This window comes from Pluralibacter gergoviae ATCC 33028 = NBRC 105706, assembly GCF_001598855.1.
In the GTDB taxonomy this organism is placed as follows: domain Bacteria; phylum Pseudomonadota; class Gammaproteobacteria; order Enterobacterales; family Enterobacteriaceae; genus Pluralibacter; species Pluralibacter gergoviae.
The window spans coordinates 205908-228891 of record NZ_BCZS01000006.1 but is presented as its reverse complement, the minus strand read 5'-3'; the positions used below and the strand labels follow the sequence as shown (position 1 = coordinate 228891).

Annotated in this window: 22 protein-coding genes and 1 pseudogene; 12 read left to right on the top strand and 11 right to left on the bottom strand. The window is 59.6% G+C overall.

Annotated elements, in window-relative coordinates:
* Nucleotides 1-105: 105 nt before the first annotated feature.
* Both ENGE1_RS09090 and ENGE1_RS09085 read right to left on the bottom strand, forming a co-directional pair.
* The gene (locus ENGE1_RS09090) at nt 106-732 is read right to left on the bottom strand and encodes a CDP-alcohol phosphatidyltransferase family protein (RefSeq protein WP_043084413.1); all 627 of its coding nucleotides are present in this window, start codon (nt 730-732) and stop codon (nt 106-108) included.
* Nucleotides 725-1291: a carboxymuconolactone decarboxylase family protein gene (locus ENGE1_RS09085; RefSeq protein WP_048252745.1), complete on the bottom strand. Its 567-nt coding sequence runs from the start codon at nt 1289-1291 to the stop codon at nt 725-727. The genes ENGE1_RS09090 and ENGE1_RS09085 overlap by 8 nt, the downstream gene beginning before the upstream one ends.
* A gap of 77 nt (nt 1292-1368) precedes the next feature.
* Between ENGE1_RS09085 and ENGE1_RS09080 the strand changes: the two genes are divergently transcribed.
* On the top strand, nt 1369-1779 hold the full coding sequence (locus ENGE1_RS09080; RefSeq protein ID WP_048252517.1) for a pyrimidine (deoxy)nucleoside triphosphate diphosphatase: 411 nt from the start codon (nt 1369-1371) through the stop codon (nt 1777-1779).
* Here ENGE1_RS09080 and ENGE1_RS09075 read toward each other — a convergent pair.
* Nucleotides 1745-2011 (bottom strand): YnjH family protein, encoded by a 267-nt coding sequence (locus ENGE1_RS09075; RefSeq protein ID WP_043084417.1) that lies wholly within the window; start codon nt 2009-2011, stop codon nt 1745-1747. The genes ENGE1_RS09080 and ENGE1_RS09075 overlap by 35 nt on opposite strands.
* A gap of 234 nt (nt 2012-2245) precedes the next feature.
* Here ENGE1_RS09075 and gdhA point away from each other — a divergent pair, with 234 nt between their 5' ends.
* A complete protein-coding gene (gene gdhA, locus ENGE1_RS09070; RefSeq protein ID WP_048252516.1) occupies nt 2246-3589 on the top strand; it encodes an NADP-specific glutamate dehydrogenase in 1344 nt (447 codons plus the stop codon).
* Nucleotides 3590-3597: 8 nt separating this feature from the next.
* Here the strand turns inward: gdhA and ENGE1_RS09065 are convergent, their stop codons facing one another.
* Both ENGE1_RS09065 and selD read right to left on the bottom strand, forming a co-directional pair.
* Nucleotides 3598-5538 carry a DNA topoisomerase III gene (locus tag ENGE1_RS09065; RefSeq protein ID WP_048252515.1) on the bottom strand — a complete coding sequence of 647 codons (1941 nt, stop codon included), beginning with the start codon at nt 5536-5538 and terminating at the stop codon, nt 3598-3600.
* Between the two features lie 4 nt (nt 5539-5542).
* Nucleotides 5543-6586, bottom strand: coding sequence for a selenide, water dikinase SelD (selD, locus tag ENGE1_RS09060; RefSeq protein WP_048252514.1), 1044 nt, complete (start codon nt 6584-6586; stop codon nt 5543-5545).
* Between the two features lie 246 nt (nt 6587-6832).
* Between selD and phoC the strand changes: the two genes are divergently transcribed.
* Nucleotides 6833-7582 carry an acid phosphatase PhoC gene (gene phoC / locus ENGE1_RS09055; RefSeq protein ID WP_043084424.1) on the top strand — a complete coding sequence of 250 codons (750 nt, stop codon included), beginning with the start codon at nt 6833-6835 and terminating at the stop codon, nt 7580-7582.
* A 32-nt stretch (nt 7583-7614) separates the two neighbouring features.
* On the opposite strand, the pseudogene ENGE1_RS09050 reads toward phoC, so the two are convergent.
* Together ENGE1_RS09050 and ENGE1_RS09045 are read right to left on the bottom strand one after the other, a co-directional pair.
* A pseudogene (locus tag ENGE1_RS09050) lies at nt 7615-7818 on the bottom strand (glutathionylspermidine synthase family protein); the annotation flags it as partial.
* 46 nt (nt 7819-7864) lie between these two features.
* Nucleotides 7865-8416, bottom strand: a complete 552-nt coding sequence (locus ENGE1_RS09045; RefSeq protein WP_048252513.1) for an NAD(P)H nitroreductase — start codon at nt 8414-8416, stop codon at nt 7865-7867.
* A gap of 162 nt (nt 8417-8578) precedes the next feature.
* Here ENGE1_RS09045 and sppA point away from each other — a divergent pair, with 162 nt between their 5' ends.
* From sppA to ENGE1_RS09020, 5 genes are all read left to right on the top strand, one after another.
* A complete protein-coding gene (gene sppA / locus ENGE1_RS09040) occupies nt 8579-10432 on the top strand; it encodes a signal peptide peptidase SppA (protein ID WP_048252512.1) in 1854 nt (617 codons plus the stop codon).
* A 52-nt stretch (nt 10433-10484) separates the two neighbouring features.
* A complete protein-coding gene (gene ansA / locus ENGE1_RS09035; protein ID WP_048252511.1) occupies nt 10485-11501 on the top strand; it encodes an asparaginase in 1017 nt (338 codons plus the stop codon).
* Nucleotides 11502-11510: 9 nt separating this feature from the next.
* Nucleotides 11511-12152, top strand: a complete 642-nt coding sequence (gene pncA / locus ENGE1_RS09030; protein WP_043084429.1) for a bifunctional nicotinamidase/pyrazinamidase — start codon at nt 11511-11513, stop codon at nt 12150-12152.
* A 162-nt stretch (nt 12153-12314) separates the two neighbouring features.
* Entirely contained in the window at nt 12315-13568 is a 1254-nt protein-coding gene (locus ENGE1_RS09025) for a glycoside hydrolase family 18 protein (RefSeq protein WP_048252510.1), read from the top strand.
* Nucleotides 13569-13763: 195 nt separating this feature from the next.
* On the top strand, nt 13764-14372 hold the full coding sequence (locus ENGE1_RS09020; RefSeq protein ID WP_048252507.1) for a histidine phosphatase family protein: 609 nt from the start codon (nt 13764-13766) through the stop codon (nt 14370-14372).
* A gap of 2 nt (nt 14373-14374) precedes the next feature.
* Here ENGE1_RS09020 and ENGE1_RS09015 read toward each other — a convergent pair whose 3' ends face one another.
* On the bottom strand, nt 14375-14653 hold the full coding sequence (locus tag ENGE1_RS09015) for a YeaC family protein (protein ID WP_043084431.1): 279 nt from the start codon (nt 14651-14653) through the stop codon (nt 14375-14377).
* 42 nt (nt 14654-14695) lie between these two features.
* A complete protein-coding gene (msrB, locus tag ENGE1_RS09010) occupies nt 14696-15109 on the bottom strand; it encodes a peptide-methionine (R)-S-oxide reductase MsrB (RefSeq protein WP_048252506.1) in 414 nt (137 codons plus the stop codon).
* Nucleotides 15110-15447: 338 nt separating this feature from the next.
* Between msrB and gapA the strand changes: the two genes are divergently transcribed.
* Nucleotides 15448-16443, top strand: a complete 996-nt coding sequence (gapA, locus tag ENGE1_RS09005) for a glyceraldehyde-3-phosphate dehydrogenase (RefSeq protein WP_048252505.1) — start codon at nt 15448-15450, stop codon at nt 16441-16443.
* Nucleotides 16444-16517: 74 nt separating this feature from the next.
* A complete protein-coding gene (locus ENGE1_RS09000; protein ID WP_048252504.1) occupies nt 16518-17402 on the top strand; it encodes a D-hexose-6-phosphate mutarotase in 885 nt (294 codons plus the stop codon).
* Here ENGE1_RS09000 and ENGE1_RS08995 read toward each other — a convergent pair whose 3' ends face one another.
* Nucleotides 17403-18257, bottom strand: a complete 855-nt coding sequence (locus ENGE1_RS08995; protein ID WP_048252503.1) for an aldo/keto reductase — start codon at nt 18255-18257, stop codon at nt 17403-17405.
* A 116-nt stretch (nt 18258-18373) separates the two neighbouring features.
* A complete protein-coding gene (locus ENGE1_RS08990; RefSeq protein WP_043084438.1) occupies nt 18374-19120 on the bottom strand; it encodes a MipA/OmpV family protein in 747 nt (248 codons plus the stop codon).
* Between the two features lie 430 nt (nt 19121-19550).
* Here ENGE1_RS08990 and yeaG point away from each other — a divergent pair, with 430 nt between their 5' ends.
* Both yeaG and ENGE1_RS08980 read left to right on the top strand, forming a co-directional pair.
* Nucleotides 19551-21485, top strand: a complete 1935-nt coding sequence (gene yeaG, locus ENGE1_RS08985) for a protein kinase YeaG (protein ID WP_043084440.1) — start codon at nt 19551-19553, stop codon at nt 21483-21485.
* 123 nt (nt 21486-21608) lie between these two features.
* Nucleotides 21609-22886: a YeaH/YhbH family protein gene (locus ENGE1_RS08980; protein WP_045288436.1), complete on the top strand. Its 1278-nt coding sequence runs from the start codon at nt 21609-21611 to the stop codon at nt 22884-22886.
* Nucleotides 22887-22984: the final 98 nt, after the last annotated feature.

Genomic DNA, 22984 nt, shown 5'->3' with positions numbered 1-22984 from the left:
GCTATATGGAGACGAACTTTCCGCAACAGTGCGTTTACGAAACGCGCGGCGACAGGGAGGAAAATGGCAAAGGCCGCCGCTGACGAGGCTTAGATGTACCTTAGATTAGCCCCGCTCACGCGGGGCTTTCTTCAGGGTCCAGTAGCCGCTGCAGATGCGGGTGAAGGTCGTCAGCCAGCAGAGCGCGCCGAAGATCCACGCCAGGGGTGCAAACCAGTCCGGAAACAGACAGCTCAGGGTAAAAAGAAGCATCGTTTCCGTCCCCTCCGTCAGCCCGCCGAGGTAGTAAAACGACTTGTGGGCGTAGCCCGGATTATCCAGCCGGTACTTTGCCGCCAGCGCGGCGAAAGCGAGAAAGCTGCTGCCGGTGCCGATAAAGGCGAACAGCAGCCAGGCGCCCGCGAGGGCATTGTCCTGCGGTTCAGCAAGGATAAAGCCGAAGGGCACCAGGGCGTAGAAGAGAAAATCCAGCGAAATATCGAGAAATCCGCCGGCGTCGCTGAGGCCCCGGCGGCGCGCCAGGGCGCCGTCCAGTCCGTCCAGCAGGCGGTTGACGGCAATGGCGGCAAGCGCCGCACCGTACCAGCCCAGCGCCAGAAACGGCAGCGCCAGTACGCCGATGGCAAAGCCCAGCAGCGTCAGGCCGTCGGGCGAGATGCCCGGCCTGTCCAGCCGCCGGGCCGCGCGGTTGAGCCACGGTTTAACTCGCGGATGCAGATGGCGGTCAAGCATGCGGCTGGCCCCGGCTGGCGCACAATCCCTGGGACGGAATATCCAGCGCGGCGTTGAACCGGGCGGAGAGATTCTGAAAGGCCACCAGCGCCGTCAGCTCGGTGATTTGGTCAGCGTTGAAGTGACACCGTAACTCAGACTTAAGATCCTCGCTGACCGCGGGCGGCGTGGCGGTGACCGCATCGGCAAAGGCGAGCGCGGCGCGCTCTTCGGCGGAGAACAGCGTCGAGGTGCGCCAGTCGTTGACCGCCTGTACTTTCTCCAGCATATCGACCCGCTCGGCCAGGCGCAGACTATTGGCGTCGATGCAAAACGCGCAGCTGCACTGCTGCGAAACGCGGGTCATCAGCAGGGCCCTCAGCGCCGGCGAAATAATGCCGTTTTTACGCTCCAGCCAGCCGACAAACAGCGCGACCAGCCAGAAGAGGCGCGGCATGCGCCCCCACCAGCGGGTGGGATTAAGGATCTGTCCGTAATGCTTTTTCTGCATGCCGACGATGGGCGCGAGCGCGCGCGGAATGTGGGCGAGCGGCGGCACCCAGCCTGAGCGATTTTTCATCGAATAACGCCTGTGTTCTTCATCTTTATCGGGGGCAGCGATAATATGCCACTCCCCTACCAGGAACATTGACCCTCATGCTAAAAATCATAGATGTCGTGGCCGCCATTATCGAGCGGGATGGTAAGATCTTGCTGGCGCAGCGCCCTGCCAGCGCCGATCAGCCGGGCCTGTGGGAGTTTCCCGGCGGTAAAGTCGAGCCGGGTGAGAGCCAGCCGCAGGCGCTCATCCGCGAACTGCGCGAAGAGTTGGCTATCGATGCACGATCGGCGGCCTATGTTGCCAGCCAGCGTAAGGCGGTTTCCGGGCGTATGATCCACCTCCACGCCTGGCACGTTCCCGCCTGGGAAGGAGAAGTAACGGCTATGGAACACAGCGCGCTGGTATGGGTCTTCCCCCAGGAGGCGCTGAGCTACAGTCTGGCGCCGGCGGATATTCCGCTGCTGGCGGCCTTCAGGGCTTTATGCGCTGCCAGGCCAGCGGATTAGTACCCACCACGTGCGGGTCCCGCCCGCACTGCAGCAGCACGCCCTCAACCTTGATGACCGCCCCCTCCGAATAGTTTTTATTTTCATAAATACAGCACTGGCTGCAGAACTGCTCGCGCTGGCCGCCGCCGGTGAAGACCTCCGGCGGCACGTCCACTTCAACGTCGGGCAGGCGGCGGTCCGCGTGGGCGGTCCCCGCCAGCAGCAGCAGGGCTATCAGATAGGGCTTCATAAGAGATCCTTTTTTACGCGTGAGTTAACTACTATCGGCCGGCTGCCGCACAAACTTAAATGTCTCGCATCATCGCTTTTAGTTATGACGCTCATTCAATTATAAATTTTGCCGCCGGGAGCAGAATTCAGCTTGTCAGAAGGTTTGCAGTGAGTGATATAGTTCAAAAAAAACGCTAAAGCTTAAAAACATAACGACATCACTCACCCAAAGCCATAAGAGGAACTTATTTCAATGGAATCGACTCTCTCTCTGGAAAACTTTCTTGCCCGCGTACAGCGGCGCGATCCCCACCAGCCCGAATTTGCCCAGGCCGTGCGCGAAGTGATGAGCACGCTGTGGCCCTTTCTTGAGGCCAATCCGCGCTACCGGCAGATGGCGCTGCTGGAGCGTCTGGTTGAGCCCGAGCGGGTTATTCAGTTCCGCGTCAGCTGGCTGGACGACCGCGGCCAGGTGCAGGTCAACCGCGCCTGGCGCGTGCAGTTTAGCTCCGCCATTGGCCCTTACAAGGGCGGGATGCGCTTTCACCCGTCGGTAAACCTGTCGATACTGAAGTTTCTCGGCTTTGAACAGACCTTTAAAAATGCCCTCACCACTCTGCCGATGGGCGGCGGTAAAGGCGGCAGCGACTTCGATCCGAAAGGGAAAAGCGAGGGCGAAGTGATGCGCTTTTGCCAGGCGCTGATGACCGAGCTGTACCGCCACCTGGGCGCCGATACCGACGTGCCGGCGGGCGACATCGGCGTCGGCGGCCGTGAAGTCGGCTTTATGGCGGGGATGATGAAAAAACTCTCCAATAACACCGCCTGCGTTTTCACCGGTAAAGGACTGTCGTTCGGCGGCAGCCTGATCCGCCCGGAGGCCACCGGCTACGGGCTTATCTACTTTACTGAGGCGTTGCTCAGGCGCCACGGCCTGGCTCTGGAGGGCATGCGGGTAGCGGTCTCCGGCTCCGGCAACGTCGCCCAGTACGCAATCGAAAAAGCGATGTCGCTCGGCGCCCGGGTAGTGACCGCCTCCGACTCCAGCGGTACGGTGGTTGACGAAGCGGGCTTTACCCCGGAGAAGCTGGCCCGCCTTGCGGCGATAAAAAGCAGCCGCGACGGCCGGGTCGTCGACTACGCACGCGAGTTCGGGCTGCATTACCTCGAAGGCCAGCAGCCGTGGGCGGTGCCGGTCGATATCGCTCTGCCGTGCGCCACCCAGAACGAACTGGACGCGGAGGCCGCGCGGACGCTGATTGCCAACGGCGTCAGGGCGGTAGCGGAAGGCGCCAATATGCCGACTACCATTGAGGCAACGGATCTGTTTCTGGCGGCGGGCGTGCTGTTCGCGCCGGGCAAAGCCGCCAACGCCGGCGGCGTGGCGACGTCCGGGCTGGAGATGGCGCAGAACGCCGCGCGGCTGGGCTGGAAGGCGGAAAAAGTCGATGCCCGCCTGCACCACATCATGCTCGATATCCATCAGGCCTGCGTTGAGCACGGCGGTGATGGCCGGCAGACGCACTACGTGCGCGGCGCCAACATCGCAGGGTTTGTAAAAGTAGCCGATGCGATGCTGGCGCAGGGCGTGGTATAGCCCCGGCGTCAGGCGGAGGCGGCCGGGGGCTTCTCTCCGGCCGCTTTTTTCTTACGCGGCTTAAAGGCTTTTTTCTCCTGTTCGCCGCCGGGCGCGACCAGGCCCCGGAACTGCTTCACCGGCGTGCTGCGCGCCTGATCGATAAGGCTGAACAGCGTGCCCACCAGCGGCTGCATAAAGTCCTGGTAGCGGCACTGCTTTTCGCTGATCTGCGTCAGCACCGACTCCCAGTGGGCGGTCATATCCGGCCTGCCGGCCATCTCCGGCAGAGAGTGGATCAGCGCCCTGCCCGCCTCTGAAGAGTGAATGTAGCGCCCCTTCTTGGTCAGGAAGCCGCGCTTAAACAGCAGTTCGATGATCCCGGCTCGGGTCGCTTCGGTGCCGAGCCCGTCGGTGGCGCGCAGGATCTTCTTCAGCTCTTTGTCCTGCACGAAGCGGGCGATGCCGGTCATCGCCGACAGCAGCGTGGCATCGGTAAAGTGGCGCGGCGGCTGGGTCTGACGCTCGACAACTTCGCCCTTTTCGCACAGCAGCTCGTCGCCTTTCGCCACCACCGGCAGCGGCGTGCCGTCATTCTCTTCATCCCGCTCTTTGCCGCCCAGCAGCGTGCGCCAGCCGGCCTCGGCCAGGAAGCGGGCTTTAGCAATAAATTTGCCCTGGGCGATTTCAAGATCTATCTGGCACTTGCGAAATACCGCATCGGCGCAGAACTGCATCAGGTACTGGCGGGCGACGAGACCGTAGACCTTCGCCTCATTATCGGTGAGCTTCACGGCGCTGCTGCGGGCCGTGGGAATAATCGCGTGGTGGGCATCGACCTTTTTATCGTCCCAGCAGCGGTTGCGGATCTCCGGATCCACCGCCGGCTGCGGCAGCAGATCCGCCGCGTGGACGCTTATCGCGTTGAGCACCGCGTGGCGTCCGGCGAAGTGCTCTTCCGGCAGATAGCGGCAGTCGGAGCGCGGATAGGTGATGAGCTTGTGGGTTTCGTACAGCTTCTGGCAGATATCGAGCACGTTCTGGGCGCTCATGGCGAAACGTTTGGCCGCCTCAATCTGCAGCGCGGAGAGCGAAAACGGCAGCGGCGCCGGCTCTGAATCGCGCTTATCGTTGTAGGCGGTAACCATCGCCGGCTGGCCGCTGATGCGGCTGACCACGTGCTCCGCCAGTGGGCGATGCAGCAGCCGCCCCTCTTCGTCCTGGTAGGGCTCGCAGGCCTCGCTCGGCTGCCAGGTAGCGGTAAAGCGCTCATCGGCAGGGGTGACGATGTGGGCCTTAACGTCAAAGAAATCTTTGGCGACAAAGTTCTCGATCTCTTCGTCGCGGCGCACCACCAGCCCGAGCACCGGCGTCTGCACGCGGCCCACCGACAGCACGCCCTGGTAGCCCGCATTTTTACCGAGGAGGGTATAGGCGCGGGTCATATTGATGCCGTACAGCCAGTCGGCGCGCGCGCGGGCCAGGGCCGACACGCAGAGCGGAATAAACTCGCTGTTGGCGCGCAGGCGGCTGATGGCCCGCTCCACCGCCTGCGGGTTAAGATCGTTGATCAGGCAGCGCTGCACCTGCTGGCGCTTCTCCGCGGGCAGCTCCAGGTAGTCGAGCACTTCATCCACCAGCAGCTGCCCCTCGCGGTCCGGGTCACCGGCGTGGATCACCTCGCTGGCCTCTCCGAGGAAACGCTTGATGACGTTGAGCTGTTTGGTGACCGACGGCCTCGGCTGCAGGCGCCACTTCTCCGGGACGATAGGCAGGTCCATCAGGTTCCAGCGGGCGTAGCGGCTGTCGTAGACATCCGGCTGCGCCTGCTCAAGCAGGTGGCCGATGCACCAGGTCACCACCTGGCCGTTGCCGCACTCGATAAAACCATCGCCCCTGCGGTGCGGCTTCGGCAGCACGTCGGCGATGGCGCGTCCCAGGCTCGGTTTTTCGGCAATAAACAGGCGCATCCGCTCAGAACGTCTCGACCATCGGGCGGCCGCCGCGGGCGGTCACCAGTTCGCCAATCGCGCTCAGCGTAATGCCGAACTTCGCGGCGGCGGCCTTCACCTCGTCTTCCGCTTCCGGCGCGACCGCCAGCAGCAGGCCGCCGGAGGTCTGCGGATCGCAGAGCAGATCGCGCCAGGCGTCCGGCAACTCGCCCATCAGATGGCCGTAGCTGGCAAAGTTGCGGCCGGTGCCGCCGGGCACCGCGCCCTGAGCGATATAGGCTTCGACGCCCGGGAGTTTGGGAATGTCGGCAAAGCGCAGCTGTGCCTGCACGCCCGCGCCCTGGCACATCTCGCTGAGGTGGCCGAGCAGGCCGAAGCCGGTGACGTCGGTCATCGCCTTGACGCCGTCGATGTCGGCAAAGGCCGCGCCGGCCAGGTTCATCTGGCACATCACTTCGGTAGCCAGCCCCTGATGTTCGGGCCTGAGCAGCGATTTTTTCTCGGCGGTGGTCAGCACGCCAATGCCGAGCGGCTTGGTGAGATAGAGCCGGCAGCCCGCGCGGGCGGTGCTGTTTTTCTTGATGCGCTCCGTCGGCACCACGCCGGTCACCGCGAGGCCGAAAATGGGCTCCGGGGCGTCGATGGAGTGGCCGCCGGCCAGGGCGATACCCGCCTGCTGGCAGGCAAAGCGCCCCCCTTCCACCACCTGACGGGCTATTTCCGGCGCCAGGGTGTTCACCGGCCAGCCGAGAATAGCGATCGCCATAATCGGCTTGCCGCCCATAGCAAAAATGTCGCTGATGGCGTTGGTGGCGGCGATGCGCCCGAAGTCGTAGGGATTATCAACGATCGGCATAAAGAAGTCGGTGGTGCTGATAATCGACGTGCCGTTGCCGAGATCGTAGACCGCGGCATCGTCGCGGGTTTCATTACCCACCAGCAGGTTGGGATCGATGAACTTCGCCTGCTCGCTGTGCAGAATAGTTTCAAGCACTTTTGGGGAAATTTTGCATCCGCAACCGGCTCCGTGGCTGTATTGCGTCAGACGAATGGCTTGCTCGCTCATGGAGATCTCCTGTCATTTCTCTGCCGCTATGGTAGCGCCCAAACGCGGTGTTGATAAGTCCGACTATCCGAAATCGCGCGCCGTTGCTCGTTCCGCGCGCAGCGCTGCTTAACAAAGCGTCGGGCATTTTGTGAAGCTGCGCAAACTTTACGGCCACCGCTTTCTCTAAGCTGGCAGTTTGTGGCAACAATGTAGCCGAAATTAAGCAGTTATGCGGGAAGATATTCATAACGAAAGGAACCATTGATGAAAAAAAGCCTTATTACCCTCTGCCTGACCGGTCTGTTTTGCGTTAACGCCTTTGCGCTGGCCCCTTCCTCGGGCAATGACGCCACCACGAAACCTGACCTCTATTATCTGAAGAATGCCCAGGCCATCGATAGCCTGGCCCTGCTGCCGCCGCCGCCGGAAGTGGGCAGCATTGCGTTCCTTAACGATCAGGCGATGTACGAGCAGGGGCGCCTGCAGCGCAGCACCGAGCGCGGCAAGCAGGCGGCAGAGGATGCCAATCTCAGCGCCGGCGGCGTGGCTAACGCCTTCTCCGCCGCCTTCGGTTCGCCGATCACCGAAAAGGACAGCCCGGCGCTGCACAAGCTGCTGACCAATATGATTGAGGACGCGGGCGATCTGGCGACCCGTTCGGCGAAGCAGCACTACATGCGCATCCGTCCGTTCGCCTTCTACGGCGTGCCGACCTGCAACACCAAAGAGCAGGATACGCTGGCGAAAAACGGCTCCTATCCCTCCGGCCATACCTCCATCGGCTGGGCCACCGCGCTGGTGCTGGCAGAGATCAACCCCGCCCGCCAGAATGAGATCCTCAAGCGCGGCTACGATCTCGGCCAGAGCCGGGTGATCTGCGGCTACCACTGGCAGAGCGACGTTGATGCGGCGAGGATCGTCGGCTCGGCGGTGGTCGCGACCCTGCATACCAATCCGGCCTTCCAGCAGCAGCTGCAGAAGGCGAAGGATGAGTTCGCCAAAGCGAAGCAGTAGCCTTTCGGCCCGGCGGCGCGCCGGGCCACTTTTCATCCGGTAATATAGTGAGGCACAAAGCGCGAAGTATCGCGGGTTATCAGCGTTGCGTCCTCGCGAATGCCCATTCCCACCGCCTCGTCATCGACTATCCAGCTGCCGATAAGCGTGTAGCTATCGCCAAACTTCGGCAGCGGCCGGAAGGCCTGACAGATGGCGGGCTCGTCATCATAGGTTCCGCCGGCCGCGTCAATCACCTGCTGCCGGGCATTGCCTCACCCGAAGGCGCCGGCGCGTCTTAACTCAGAAGCGCACCACAAAGGGCGCCGTATCCGCCGGCGCAATGCTGGTAGAGGCCTTCAGCTGCGGGGTGCCGAGGTAGAGAAAACCGACGATTTTATCCAGCTCGCCGCAGTTGAAACCGTCGCGCACGATTGGGCTGTCGGTAAACCAGCCGCTGCGCCAGATGCCGTTAAAGCCCTGGGCGACGGCGGCCATCTGCATTGCCATCACCGCGCAGCCGGCGGAGATCTCCTGCTCCCACAGCGGCACCTTGTGATGTTCCCGGCATTTGGCGACAACGGTGAGGATCAGCGGCGCGCGAAACGGCGCGCTGCGGGCCTTGTCGATCGCTTTTTCATCCTGACCGGCGTCAACGGCGGCTTTTTCCAGCAGCGCGCTGAAGCGCGCCCGCCCCTCGCCCTCAATGATAAAAAACTGCCACGGCGTCAGCGTACCGTGATCCGGGGCGCGCAGGCCGGCGCGCAGAATATTCTCCAGCTGATCGCCCACCGGCGCCGGATCGGCGAGGCGAGATGCGCTGCGTCGGTTGACGAGAAGTTCAAGTGCATCCATTAATTAACTCCTGCTCTATGTGTTTTCACAAAATTAACATGACGGGAGATTTTGTTACAGCCGCGATGGCGATTCCTGCTGACAAGCGGCAGCGCTCTCTTTAGGATAGCCACACGTTGCGCCCTTGCGGGCGGCTTCATTTCATACAGTCAGGGAGAAAACATGCGAACCCTTTGGCGATTTATTGCCGGATTCTTTAAATGGACATGGCGCATACTCAATTTTATTCGCGATATGGTCCTCAACATCTTCTTTATCCTGCTGGTGCTGGTCTGCGTCGGCGTCTGGATGCAGTTAAAAAGCACCTCAGCAGAAAGCACCGGGCGCGGTGCCCTGCTGATGGACATCACCGGCGTCGTTGTCGACAAGCCGTCAACCAGCGGCAAGCTGGGCACGCTGACCCGCGAACTGCTGGGCGCCAGCTCGGATCGCCTGCAGGAGAATTCGCTGTTTGATATCGTGCAGACGATTCGCCAGGCGAAAGATGACCGCAATATCACCGGTATTGTGCTGGATCTGAAAAACTTCGCCGGGGCCGATCAGCCCTCCATGCAGTACATCGGCAAGGCCCTGCGCGAGTTCCGCGACAGCGGCAAGCCGGTTTACGCCGTGGGCGACAGCTACACCCAGGGCCAGTACTATCTGGCAAGCTTTGCCAACAAAATCTATCTCTCGCCGCAGGGCGTGGTTGACCTGCACGGCTTTGCGACCAACGGCCTGTACTACAAATCGCTGCTCGACAAGCTGAAGGTCACCACCCACGTCTTCCGCGTCGGCACCTATAAGTCGGCGGTCGAGCCCTTTATTCGCGACGATATGTCTCCGGCGGCCCGCGATGCGGACAGCCGCTGGATCGGCGAGCTGTGGCAGAACTACCTCAACACCGTCTCCGACAACCGCCAGATAGGCGCCCAGCAGCTGTTCCCCGGCGCAAAAGGGATGCTTGACGGCCTGCGCAAGGTCGACGGCGATACGGCGAAATATGCGCTGGATAACAAGCTGGTGGATGAGCTGGCCGACAGCGCGCAGGTCGAAAAAATCCTGACCAAGCAGTTCGGCTGGAGCAAGGCGGATAATAACTATCGCGCGGTCAGCATGTACGACTATGCGGTGAAAGACCCGTCTGACGCCGGTGACAGCATCGCGGTTATCTTTGCCGACGGGGCGATTATCGACGGCGAAGAGACCGCCGGGACCGTCGGCGGCGATACGACCGCCGCACAGATCCGCGACGCGCGCCTCGATCCGAAAGTGAAGGCCATTGTGCTGCGGGTGAACAGCCCCGGCGGCAGCGTCAGCGCCTCTGAGGTGATCCGCTCCCAGCTGGCCGCCGCGCGCGCGGCAGGCAAGCCGGTGGTGGTTTCCATGGGCGGCATGGCGGCCTCCGGAGGCTACTGGATCTCCACGCCGGCAAGCTATATCGTCGCCAACCCGAGCACGCTGACCGGCTCGATCGGCATCTTCGGCATTATTAACACCGTTGAAAACAGCCTCGACGCCATCGGCGTGCACACCGACGGCGTGGCCACCTCACCGCTGGCGGACGTGTCGATGACGAAGGTGCTGCCGCAGGAAGTGCAGGATATGGTGCAGCTCAGCATTGAGAGCGGCTACAAGCGCTTCCTCAATATCGTTGCCCAGTCCCGCCACATGACGCCGGATCAGGTGGATAAAATCGCCCAGGGCCACGTCTGGACCGGTGAAGATGCCAAGGCCAACGGCCTGGTCGATAGCCTCGGCGACTTCGACGATGCGGTGGCGAAAGCCGCCGAGCTGGCGAAGCTCAAGCAGTGGCACGTCGACTACTATCAGCAGGATCCCTCGCTGGTCAATATGGTGCTCAGCAGCATGAGCGGCTCCGTGCGGGCGGCCCTGCCGGAAGCGCTGCAGGCGTATCTGCCGGCGCCGCTTTCCGCTGCGGCCAAAGTGATGAAAGAGGAAGGCGATAAGCTCGCCGCCTTTAACGACCCGCAAAATCGCTATGCATTTTGCCTCACCTGCGCCAATATACGCTGATTCGCATCCCCTCTCCGGAGGGGATTTTTTTGCTCTGCCTTAATGACCTATCATGAAAAAGAAATCGATTTACGTCGCCTACACCGGCGGGACCATCGGGATGCAGCGCTCCGATCACGGCTATATTCCCGTCTCCGGGCATCTGCAGCGCCAGCTGGCCCTGATGCCGGAGTTTCATCGCCCGGAAATGCCGGACTTCACTATTCATGAGTACCAGCCGCTGATGGACTCCTCCGACATGACGCCGGAAGACTGGCAGCATATTGCCGAGGATATTCAGGCGCACTACGATCAGTATGACGGCTTCGTGATCCTGCACGGCACCGATACCATGGCCTTCACCGCCTCGGCGCTGTCGTTTATGCTGGAAAATCTCAGCAAGCCGGTAATCGTGACAGGGTCACAAATCCCGCTGGCGGAGCTGCGCTCCGACGGCCAGACCAACCTGCTCAACGCCCTGTACGTGGCGGCAAACTATCCGATAAATGAAGTGGCGCTGTTCTTCAACAACCGCCTGTTTCGCGGCAACCGCACCACCAAGGCCCACGCCGACGGCTTTGACGCCTTCGCCTCCCCCAACCTGCCGCCGCTGCTGGAAGCCGGGATCCACATCCGCCGCCTGGGCACCCCGTCCGCGCCGCACGGCGTCGGCGATCTTATCGTTCACGCCATTACGCCCCAGCCGGTCGGCGTGGTGACTATCTATCCGGGGATTTCCGCCGCGGTGGTGCGCAACTTCCTGCTGCAGCCGGTTAAGGCGCTGATCCTGCGCTCGTACGGCGTCGGCAATGCGCCGCAGAACGGCGATTTTCTGAAAGCGCTGGCGGAAGCCGGCGAGAGGGGTATTGTGGTGGTTAACCTGACCCAGTGCATGTCGGGCAAGGTCAACATGGGCGGCTACGCCACCGGCAATGCGCTGGCCCAGGCGGGCGTGGTCAGCGGTTTTGATATGACGGTAGAGGCCACGCTCACCAAGCTGCACTATCTGCTGAGCCAGGATCTCTGCGCCGACGCGGTGCGCAGCGCCATGCAGCAGAACCTGCGCGGCGAACTGACGCCGGACGATTAAGGAGCGATGATGAATACACGAGCCCTGCTGCTGGTGGATATCCAGAACGACTTTTGCGCCGGAGGCGCGCTGGCGGTGCCGGAAGGCGACAGCACCGTGGAGGTGGCAAACGCCCTTATCGCGTGGTGCAGCGCCCGCGGCGAGGCCGCTGTCGCAAGCCAGGACTGGCACCCGGCTAATCACGGCAGCTTCGCCAGCCAGCACGGCGTTGCGCCCTACAGCCGGGGCGAACTGGACGGGCTGGCGCAAACCTTCTGGCCGGATCACTGCGTACAGGGCAGCGAGGGTGCCCAACTGCACCCTCTGCTCAACCGGGCGCTGATTGCGGCCACCTTCCCGAAAGGCGAAGCGGCGAATATCGACAGCTACAGCGCCTTCTTCGACAACGGCCACCGCCAGCACACCGCGCTCGACGCCTGGCTGCGCCAGCGGGGCATTGAGGAGCTGATCGTTCTCGGACTCGCCACCGACTACTGCGTGAAGTTCACCGTGCTGGACGCGCTGGCGCTCGGCTACCGCGTTAACGTCATCACCGACGGCTGCCGGGGCGTGAACATTACCCCGCAGGACAGCGCCGATGCTTTTATGACCATGGCCGCCGAGGGCGCCACGCTCTTTACCCTCGCCGACTGGCTGGAGACGCACGCCTGAGCCTGCCGGGCGCCCTCCCCGCGCCCGGCAGATAACGCCTTCTTTTTTCTCGCTAAACCGAATACTCTTCGCAGTTTTTCTCTGCCTGCGGTGCTAGCCTGACGGTGCTATTTTTTCGCCGCGCCGCGGCGCGCTTATTTTTTAGTCAAAGAGGAAACTACGATGAAACGATTGCCGCTTCTGGCAGCTTTACCCCTGCTCTGCGCCTCCGGCGCCTTCGCCGGCAGCCTGATGTCCGTCGGCTACTTCAACGGCAGCGACGACGCGATGACCGGGCAAGGCAGCGATATTGAGAAACTGGACGTGCGCCAGATTACCCACCTCAACTACGCTTTCGGCCTTATCTATAACGACGAAGAAGGTGAAACTAATCCTGCGCTTAAGGACGCCGGCCGGCTGCACCAGATCTGGCTGTCGCCGAAGACCATTGCCGATCTGAAGAAGCTGCCGCATCTGCGGGCGCAGAACCCGGATCTCAAAGTGCTGCTGTCGGTCGGCGGCTGGGGAGCCAGGGGCTTCTCCGGCGCGGCGAAAAATCAGCACAACCGCGCGGTATTTATTAAATCGGTGCAGGAGATCGTCACTACCTACGGACTGGACGGTATCGATCTTGACTGGGAGTATCCGGTCAACGGCGCCTGGGGACTGATGGATTCGACGCCCGAGGATCGCGATAACTTCACGGCGCTGCTGAAAGAGACCCGCGAGGCGCTGCCAAAAGGGAAACTGGTGACCGTGGCGGTAGGCGCCAATGCCGAGAGTCCAAAAAGCTGGGTTGACGTCAGGGCAATTGCGCCCTATCTCAACTATATCAACCTGATGACTTACGATCTGGCCTACGGCACGCAGTACTTTAACGCCAACCTGTACGACTCTACCCGCTGGCCTACCGTTGCGGCAGCGGATAAGTACAGCGTCGACGCCGTGGTCAATAACTACATCGCCGCCGGGCTTAAGCCTGCGCAAATGAATCTCGGAGTCGGCTTTTATGGCCGCGTGCCTAAACGCGCCATCGAGCCGGGCATCGACTGGAGTAAACCGGACGCGGCCAAACATCCGGCGACGCAGCCCTACTTCGGTCCGCAGCAGCTGGCGCTGTTTACCTCTCTCGGCTTCGACCTGAACAAAGATACCTACGTGAAGTACAACGCCATTGTCAGCAAACTGCTTAACGATCCGCAAAAGCGCTTTACCGAGCAGTGGGACGACGAGGCGAAGGTGCCGTGGCTGTCGGTGCGATCCGAAGACGGTAAGCCGCTGTTTGCGCTCTCCTATGAAAATCCGCGCTCGGTTGACATAAAAGCGCAGTACATCAAAGAGAAGGGCCTCGGCGGAGCCATGTTCTGGGACTACAGCGGTGATGACGATAATCAGCTGGCGACGCAGCTTGCCGATTCGCTGGGCATCGTCCGCTAACGCACATTAAGGCTGGCGAATGCCGGGTGAATTCACGATTCGTGCCACTCGGCATTCGCCGCCATAGATTACCGCAGAAATACCGTTACACTTGCGGTATTGCCCCTTGAATGCAGAGGGCCAGATTCGGCTAGCGATCCACGCTATCGCAGCAGTCTCCGATCTCAAGGATCGCTCTACCTGGTCTACTAAAGAATGAGAAAATTTTTAGCGCTACTTTTTGGCGTTGCGCTGGTTACGCCGTTATTTGCACAGGCAGATAAAGTTTACGTTTTCTTTCGCCACGGCGAAAAACCCGATAACGACAGCGGGCAGCTCACCTGTAAGGGCCTTAACCGCGCCCTGAGCCTGCCTCCTGTCCTGCTCAACCGCTACGGCATGCCCGACATGCTTTATACCTCGGCCCCTTATCAGAATAAGGCCGGCAGTTCATTGCGCGCCGTGCTAACCATGACGCCAGTGGCTATGCGAGTTTCTAAGCCAATCATCCTGCGCTATCACGCCGACCAGACGCGCAAGCTCATCAACGCGCTGCTAAAAGAGGATAAGGCCGATGTGACCTATATTGCCTGGGAGCATAAAAATCTGGTGATTGCCACGCGCAGACTGGTGGCGAAGGCCGGCGGAGATTCAACAAAGGTGCCTTTCTGGACACCGTCGGATTTTGACACGATCTACGTCGTCAGGCTGGATGATGAGTATCATTTCAAGTCCTTCACGGTGGAGTCAGAAGGGCTGAATGGCGTTTCCGCCCAGTGCCCGGCAACAATGAGCGTGGGCACCGGCGCAGGAGAGGTGCAGTAAGGCTACTGCATCTTCAGCGTAGCGATAGGCTTTGGCGCAATGCCAAAATCCTCTTTCAGCTGCTGTTTGCTTTTCATCACCATCTGACCCCGGGTGTCGATAGTCATGTGCTGGGCATCGTTGTTGTATCGCGCCTGCCACAGCATCACCAGCTGCAGGCAGTTCTCTTTCTGCGCCGGCGTCAGCGCAACGCCGTCCGGCCATTTTCCTAGCTCAACGGCAGTGGCCAGGCGCTGATAAACGTCCTCTGTCATGTTCTCTACGATCTGTGCGATTTCCATCTTTGGCCCTCCACAATTGGAATAATTTGCTGAATCGTTTCTTCAGCCTTTGGTTTGCTTGCCGTCTTCGGCATCGGTAAAGCTCATTGAGGCGGAGTTAACGCAGTAGCGTTCACCGGTCGGCTGCGGACCGTCGGGAAACACGTGGCCGAGGTGCGCGTCGCAGTTGCCGCAGCGGATCTCGACGCGGTGCATACCGTGCGAGTCGTCGTTGAGGTAGCGAATCGCGTCGCTGCTGACGGGTTCATAGAAGCTCGGCCAGCCGCAGCCGGCGTCAAATTTTGTCCGGGAGTGAAATAACGGGGCGTCGCAGACCAGGCAGTGGTAAATCCCGTCGCGCTGGTTGTGCAGCAGGCGGCCGGTGAAAGGAGGTTCAGTACCGTGATTCTGCGTCACGTAAAACTGCATTTCGCTCAGGGACTGCTTTAGCGCGTCCGGTGAGGGTTTGTTCGACATGTGCTCATTCTCGCAGTGCTTAGGGACAACTTCTCTACGGATTCTAACAAAACATTAACAGTGAAACCTGCGGTTTTGTTCTAAACTTGTCTCTTGCTTAAGGATAGCCAGGTTTATGTGATCCAAATCGCATTTTTATTACCTGCGGTCTTTAAAATTCCTGCCGCAGCCCATATGTGGAATTTGGCCTGAGGGATGAGTGAGGCGATCAATCGTGCAATGGCTATGCAGAGGATTGATTTGTCGCAATGATTGACACGATTCCGCTTGACGCTGCGTAAGGTTTTTGTAATTTTACAGGCAACCTTTTATTCACTAACAAATAGCTGGTGGAATATATGACTATCAAAGTAGGTATCAACGGTTTTGGCCGTATCGGTCGCATTGTTTTCCGTGCTGCTCAGGAACGTTCTGACATCGAGATCGTTGCAATCAACGACCTGTTAGACGCAGAGTACATGGCTTACATGCTCAAGTATGACTCCACTCACGGTCGTTTTAACGGTACCGTTGAAGTGAAAGACGGTCATCTGATCGTTAACGGTAAAAAAATCCGTGTTACCGCTGAGCGTGACCCGGCTAACCTGAAGTGGAACGAAGCGGGCGTTGACATCGTTGCTGAAGCAACTGGTCTGTTCCTGACTGACGAAACCGCACGTAAGCACATCACTGCTGGCGCGAAAAAAGTCGTTATGACTGGTCCGTCTAAAGACAGCACCCCGATGTTCGTTAAAGGCGCTAACTTCGAAAAATACGCAGACCAGGACATCGTTTCCAACGCTTCCTGCACCACTAACTGCCTGGCACCGCTGGCTAAAGTGATCAACGACAACTTCGGCATCATCGAAGGTCTGATGACCACCGTTCACGCGACTACCGCTACTCAGAAAACCGTTGATGGCCCGTCTCACAAAGACTGGCGCGGCGGCCGCGGCGCATCCCAGAACATCATCCCGTCCTCTACCGGTGCTGCGAAAGCCGTCGGTAAAGTACTGCCGGAACTGAACGGCAAACTGACCGGTATGGCGTTCCGCGTTCCGACTCCGAACGTATCCGTTGTTGACCTGACCGTTCGTCTGGAAAAAGCAGCGTCTTACGAAGAAATCAAAAAAGCGATCAAAGCCGCTTCCGAAGGCCCGATGAAAGGTGTTCTGGGCTACACCGAAGACGACGTTGTCTCTACCGATTTCAACGGCGAAGTTTGCACTTCCGTATTCGATGCCAAAGCAGGCATCGCGCTGAACGACAACTTCGTGAAACTGGTTTCCTGGTACGACAACGAAACCGGCTACTCCAACAAGGTTCTGGATCTGATCGCTCACATCTCTAAATAAGTTGAGATGACAAGCTGATCAAAAAGAGCGACTCCGGTCGCTCTTTTTTTTGCCCGAATAAGAGGACTGCTCCTATGATCGATAAAATTTTCGCGCTTCCGGTTGTTGAACAGATTACCCCTGTACTTTCGCGTCGCCAGCTGGACGAGCTGGAGCTTATCGTCGTTAACCACCCCAAGGTCAACGCCTCTATCGCCCTGCAGGGCGCACACCTGCTGTCGTGGAAGCCGGCCGGCGAAGAGGAAGTGCTGTGGCTGAGCAACAATACGCCGTTCAAAACCGGCGTTGCGCTGCGCGGCGGCGTGCCCGTCTGCTGGCCGTGGTTCGGCCCGGCGGCGCAGAAGGGCCTGCCCTCTCACGGCTTTGCCCGCAACCAGGCCTGGATACTGAAGGCGCACGATGAGAACGCCGACGGCGTGGTGCTGACGTTTGAACTCCAGAGCAACGACGAAACCCGCAGGCTCTGGCCGCACGAGTTCACCCTTTACGCCCGCTTCAAGCTGGGACAAACCTGCGAAATAGAGCTGGAGGCCCACGGCGAGTTTGAAGCGACGTCGGCCCTGCACAGCTATTTCCACGTAGGCGATATTGCCGGCGTCAAAGTGAGCGGCCTCGGCGACCGCTATATTGATAAGGTGAAGGACGGAGAAGAAGGCGCGCTCAGCGACGGCGTGCAGACCTTCCCGGACCGCACCGACCGCGTTTATCTCAACCCGGAAGCCTGCAGCGTTATCCAGGACGCGGCGCTGAAGCGCAATATTAATGTCATCCACAGCCACCACTGCAACGTCGTCGGCTGGAACCCCGGACCGGCGCTGTCGGTCAGCATGGGCGATATGCCGGATGACGGCTACAAAACCTTTGTCTGCGTAGAAACCGCCTGCGCCACCCGGCCGCAGAAGGCAACCGAAGAAAAACCGGCGCGCCTGGCGCAGACTATTCGCGTGGCGAAGCCGTAATCACACCACGTCCAGCGGCGTTTTCCGGCCCGGCGCCGGAAACGCCCTGTCCAGTTCCTCCAGCATCTCTTGCGTTAAGGTCAGCCTCAGGGCTGCCGCATTTTGCGCAACATGTTCCGCCGTCGCCGCTTTTGGAATCGCCATCACCCCCTCGCGGCTGATGACCCACGCCAGCAGCACCTGGGCCGGCGTTGCGTCGAGCGCCCGGGCAATCGCCTGTACGACCGGACTCTGCATCAGCCCGCTGCGCAGCTTACCCGCCTGCGCCAGCGGGCAGTAGGCCATTACCGGCAGGTCGTGCTGCCGGCACCAGGGCAGCAGATCGTATTCAATACCGCGCGAGGCAAGATGGTACAGCACCTGATTGGTCGCGCAGGCCTCGCCGCCCGGCGTTTGCCACAGGGCCTGCATATCGTCGGCGTCGAGATTCGACACGCCCCAGTGCAGGATCTTGCCCTGGGCAATCAGGCTCTCCATCGCGGCAATCGTTTCGGCAAAAGAGAAGCTGCCGCGCCAGTGCAGCAGGTAGAGATCGATCCGATCGGTGCCGAGACGCTGCAGGCTGGCTTCGCAGGCGCCGATAGCCTTATCGCCGCCTGCGTTCCACGGATAGACTTTTGACACCAGGAAAACCTCATCCCGCCTGCCGCGGATCGCTTCCCCCACTACCCGCTCCGCCCCGCCGTCGGCGTACATCTCCGCGGTATCAATCAGCCGCAGTCCAAGATCGATGCCCGCCTGCAGGGCAGCGACCTCCTTGCCACGCAGCGTCGGCTGCTCCCCCATGTACCAGGTGCCCTGACCAATGGCGGGCAGCGCGCGTGCGCCGTCAAACGATATTACATGTGACTTCATTTATGCCTCCGGTAGCGTCAGCGCGGCGCGCGAAGTCGCCTCGCGCACCGCCATAAAGCAAAACAGGGCGACTCGCCCTGCTGTGAAGCATCCACTGCACTAAATTAATGCAAAAGTCAGAAAGTGTAGCTAATCCCGGTGGAAAGCATACCCATCCATGACTTGTTGACCATCGGACTGTCTTTGGTTTCATCCGTCAGGCGGGTGTAGCGACCGAAAGCGAAAACGCTCCAGCTGCGGGTAAGCGCGTAGTTAACCGACAGCTCCAGATAGGGGTTCCAGCTGTCATCCGCATTATAGTGGTCAAGGCCGCTGCGGCGGGACTCTTTGCGGGAAACGCCGTAGTAGTAGTCGTTCTGGTTTTCGCTGTTCCACTCAACCCCGATGCCGGGGGTGACCGTCAGGCCGCCGTTGGTATAGCGGTAAAGCCACGCCAGATCCCAGATAAAGCCGTTGCTGTTGTCCAGCACATCGCCCGCAAGCGTAGTGCGCAGGAAGCCGTACTGGGTGAAGTGCTGGTAAGAGAGCCCGGCCATCACCGTGGAGCGGCGTTTGTCCAGCTGGCGCAGGCGACGGTTATCGCTGTCGCTGGGCTTGAAGCGCATCGGATCCCAGAAGCCGGTCACCGAAAGCTTATCCGATTCATCGTTCCACAGGTAGTAGCCGCCGCCGAGGCCGTGCCACCAGAAGTGGTCGCTATCGTAGTCGATGTCCGGCACCGGAAAGGCGTCGTTGTCATATTGCTTATAGGGCGATTTCCCCACGCCCACGCCGGCTCCCACCGTCAGACCATTTTCGGCGAACGCCGTTGCGGACACCGCGGTCAGCAGCACGCCTGCGGCCAAAAGTTTGAAGTTTGTCACAATGCTATTCCCTTTCAAATTAGAAACCGGCTCAAGTCTAATCGTCCACCGTCCATAGCTCAAATTCTTTACATCTGAACACAATATTTAACCGCACAGAATGGCGCTTTCGGATGACAAGCTGCTGATAATGGGATGACAGGCCGATGAATGCGTGACATCTCCTGACAATTTTAATGGCGATATCGCACGATGAGTTATTGATAAGTCATTGAAATTAATTTTCCAGGCCATGCAAGTTTTGCAAATGCATCTACGCTTAAATTCAGAAGGTGTAATCGCGGACCCGGTTTAACTGACTGGCCTGGCAACCTGGCACGAGGGTTGCTCGGTAAAAGGTTGAGCGTCGCCCGGCTTACCTCTTCCCGGGGCCTCTACTATTCATATGAACGGCTCTTATCCTGTGCTAAATACGAAAGGACGGCATGCCATGAATATATTCGATCACTATCGCCAGCGTTACGAAGCTGCCAAGGACGAAGAGTTCACCCTGCAGGAATTTCTGACCATCTGTAAACAAGATCGCAGCGCCTATGCGAATGCAGCGGAACGGCTATTGATGGCTATTGGCGAGCCCGTTATGGTAGATACCGCCACTGAGCCACGGCTGTCCCGTCTGTTCTCGAACCGGGTGATTGCCCGCTACCCGGCGTTTGAAGAGTTTTATGGAATGGAAGAGGCAATAGAGCAGATTGTCTCTTATCTTAAACATGCGGCGCAGGGTCTGGAAGAGAAGAAACAGATCCTCTATCTGCTGGGCCCGGTGGGCGGGGGTAAATCCTCTCTCGCCGAGCGCCTGAAATCACTGATGCAGCGCGTACCAATCTACGTGCTGAGCGCTAACGGCGAGCGCAGCCCGGTGAACGACCATCCGCTGTGCCTGTTTAACCCGCAGGAAGACGCGCAGATTCTGGAAAAAGAGTACGGCGTACCGCGCCGCTACCTCGGGACGATTATGTCACCGTGGGCGGCCAAGCGTCTGCACGAGTTTGGCGGCGACATTACCAAATTCCGCGTGGTGAAGGTGTGGCCGTCGATTCTTGAGCAGATCGCCATCGCCAAAACCGAGCCCGGCGATGAAAACAACCAGGATATCTCCGCCCTGGTCGGTAAAGTCGATATCCGTAAGCTGGAAAACCACGCCCAGAACGATCCCGATGCCTACGGCTACTCCGGCGCGCTGTGCCGGGCGAACCAGGGGGTGATGGAGTTCGTCGAGATGTTTAAAGCGCCGATTAAGGTGCTGCATCCGCTGCTGACCGCCACCCAGGAAGGCAACTACAACGGTACCGAGGGCATCTCCGCCCTGCCGTTCAACGGCATTATTCTGGCGCACTCCAACGAATCGGAGTGGGTCACCTTCCGCAACAACAAAAATAACGAGGCGTTCCTTGACCGCGTCTATATCGTCAAGGTGCCTTACTGCCTGCGCATCTCGGAAGAGATCAAGATTTACGAAAAGCTGCTTAACCACAGCGAGCTGACCCACGCGCCCTGCGCGCCGGGCACGCTGGAAACGCTGTCGCGCTTCTCTATTCTGTCGCGTCTGAAGGAACCGGAAAACTCCAGCATCTATTCCAAGATGCGGGTCTACGACGGCGAAAGCCTGAAGGATACCGATCCGAAAGCGAAGTCTTACCAGGAGTATCGCGACTACTCCGGCGTCGATGAGGGCATGAACGGTCTGTCCACCCGCTTTGCCTTTAAAATCCTCTCCCGCGTGTTCAACTTTGACCACGCAGAAGTGGCGGCTAACCCGGTACACCTGTTCTACGTTCTGGAGCAGCAGATCGAGCGCGAACAGTTCCCGCAGGAGCAGGCGGAACGCTATCTGGAGTTCCTCAAAGGCTATCTGATCCCGAAATACGCCGAGTTTATCGGCAAAGAGATCCAGACGGCTTATCTGGAATCCTACTCCGAATATGGCCAGAACATTTTCGACCGCTACGTAACCTATGCGGATTTCTGGATCCAGGATCAGGAGTATCGCGATCCGGATACCGGCCAGCTGTTCGACCGGGAGTCGCTCAACGCCGAGCTGGAAAAAATCGAGAAGCCTGCCGGGATCAGCAACCCGAAAGACTTCCGTAACGAAATCGTCAACTTCGTGCTGCGCGCCAGAGCCAATAACAACGGACGTAATCCGAACTGGACCAGCTACGAGAAGCTGCGCACGGTTATTGAGAAGAAGATGTTCTCCAATACCGAAGAGCTGCTGCCGGTGATTTCATTCAATGCCAAAACCTCGACCGACGAGCAGAAAAAACACGACGACTTTGTCGATCGCATGATGGAGAAAGGCTACACCCGCAAACAGGTTCGCCTGCTGTGCGAGTGGTACCTGCGCGTGCGGAAGTCGTCGTAACCGCAGTTGATGCCCGGCGTCGCTTCACCTGCCGGGCCTACAGACTCTTGTAGGCCGGGTGCGCGTCGCGACATCCGGCCTTTGCGGTTAAGTGCGTGAAGTTGGCAACAACGGGAGGGGCATATGACCTGGTTCATAGACCGGCGCCTGAACGGTAAAAATAAAAGCGCGGTAAACCGCCAGCGCTTTTTGCGCCGCTATAAGGCGCAGATTAAGCAGTCGATCTCCGAGGCCATTAATAAGCGCTCGGTGACCGATATTAACAGCGGCGAGTCGGTGTCGATCCCCACGGACGACATCAGCGAACCGATGTTTCATCAGGGCCGCGGCGGCCTGCGCCATCGCGTGCACCCCGGCAACGATCACTTTGTACAGAATGACCGCATCGAGCGTCCCCAGGGCGGAGGCGGCGGTGGCAGCGGTCAGGGGCAGGCCAGCCAGGACGGTGAAGGCCAGGACGAGTTTGTCTTCCAGATCTCGAAAGATGAATATCTGGATATGCTGTTTGAAGACCTTGCCCTGCCCAATCTGCGCAAAAATCAGCATCGTCAGTTAACGGAGTATAAAACCCACCGCGCCGGCTACACCGCCAACGGCGTACCGGCCAACATCAGCGTCGTGCGTTCGCTGCAGAATTCGCTGGCCCGCCGCACGGCGATGACGGCGGGAAAACGCCGCGCGCTGCGCGAGCTTGAGGAGAGCCTTGAGACTGTCGCCAAAAGTGAACCCGCGCAGCTGCTGGAAGAGGAGCGCCTGCGTAAAGAGATCGCCGAACTGCGGGCCAAAATCGAGCGGGTGCCGTTTATCGACACCTTCGATCTGCGCTATCGCAACTACGAAAAGCGCCCGGAACCTTCCAGCCAGGCGGTCATGTTCTGCCTGATGGATGTCTCCGGCTCGATGGATCAGGCCACCAAGGATATGGCCAAGCGTTTCTATATTCTGCTGTATCTGTTCCTCAGCCGGACCTATAAGAACGTTGATGTCGTTTATATCCGCCACCACACCCAGGCCAAAGAGGTGGACGAGCACGAATTCTTCTACTCGCAGGAGACCGGGGGCACCATCGTCTCCAGCGCCCTGAAGCTGATGGATGAGGTGGTCAAGGAGCGCTACGATCCCGCGCAGTGGAACATCTACGCCGCGCAGGCGTCTGACGGCGATAACTGGGCGGATGATTCACCGCTGTGCCATGAAATTCTGGCGAAGAAGATCCTGCCGGTGGTACGCTACTACAGCTATATCGAAATTACCCGCCGGGCGCACCAGACCCTGTGGCGCGAGTACGAGCACCTGCAGGGCATGTTTGATAACTTTGCTATCCAGCATATCCGCGATCAGGAAGATATCTACCCGGTATTCAGGGAGCTGTTTCACAAACAGGGAGCCGCAAAAGAGTAGCCGCACTTAATCAGCCAGCGGGTGGTTAAGCTGGCTGATTTTCATTTTTCCGCCCGCGCCTCTGTTACAGCTTTATGCAACTGCCAGATCTTGTGGGG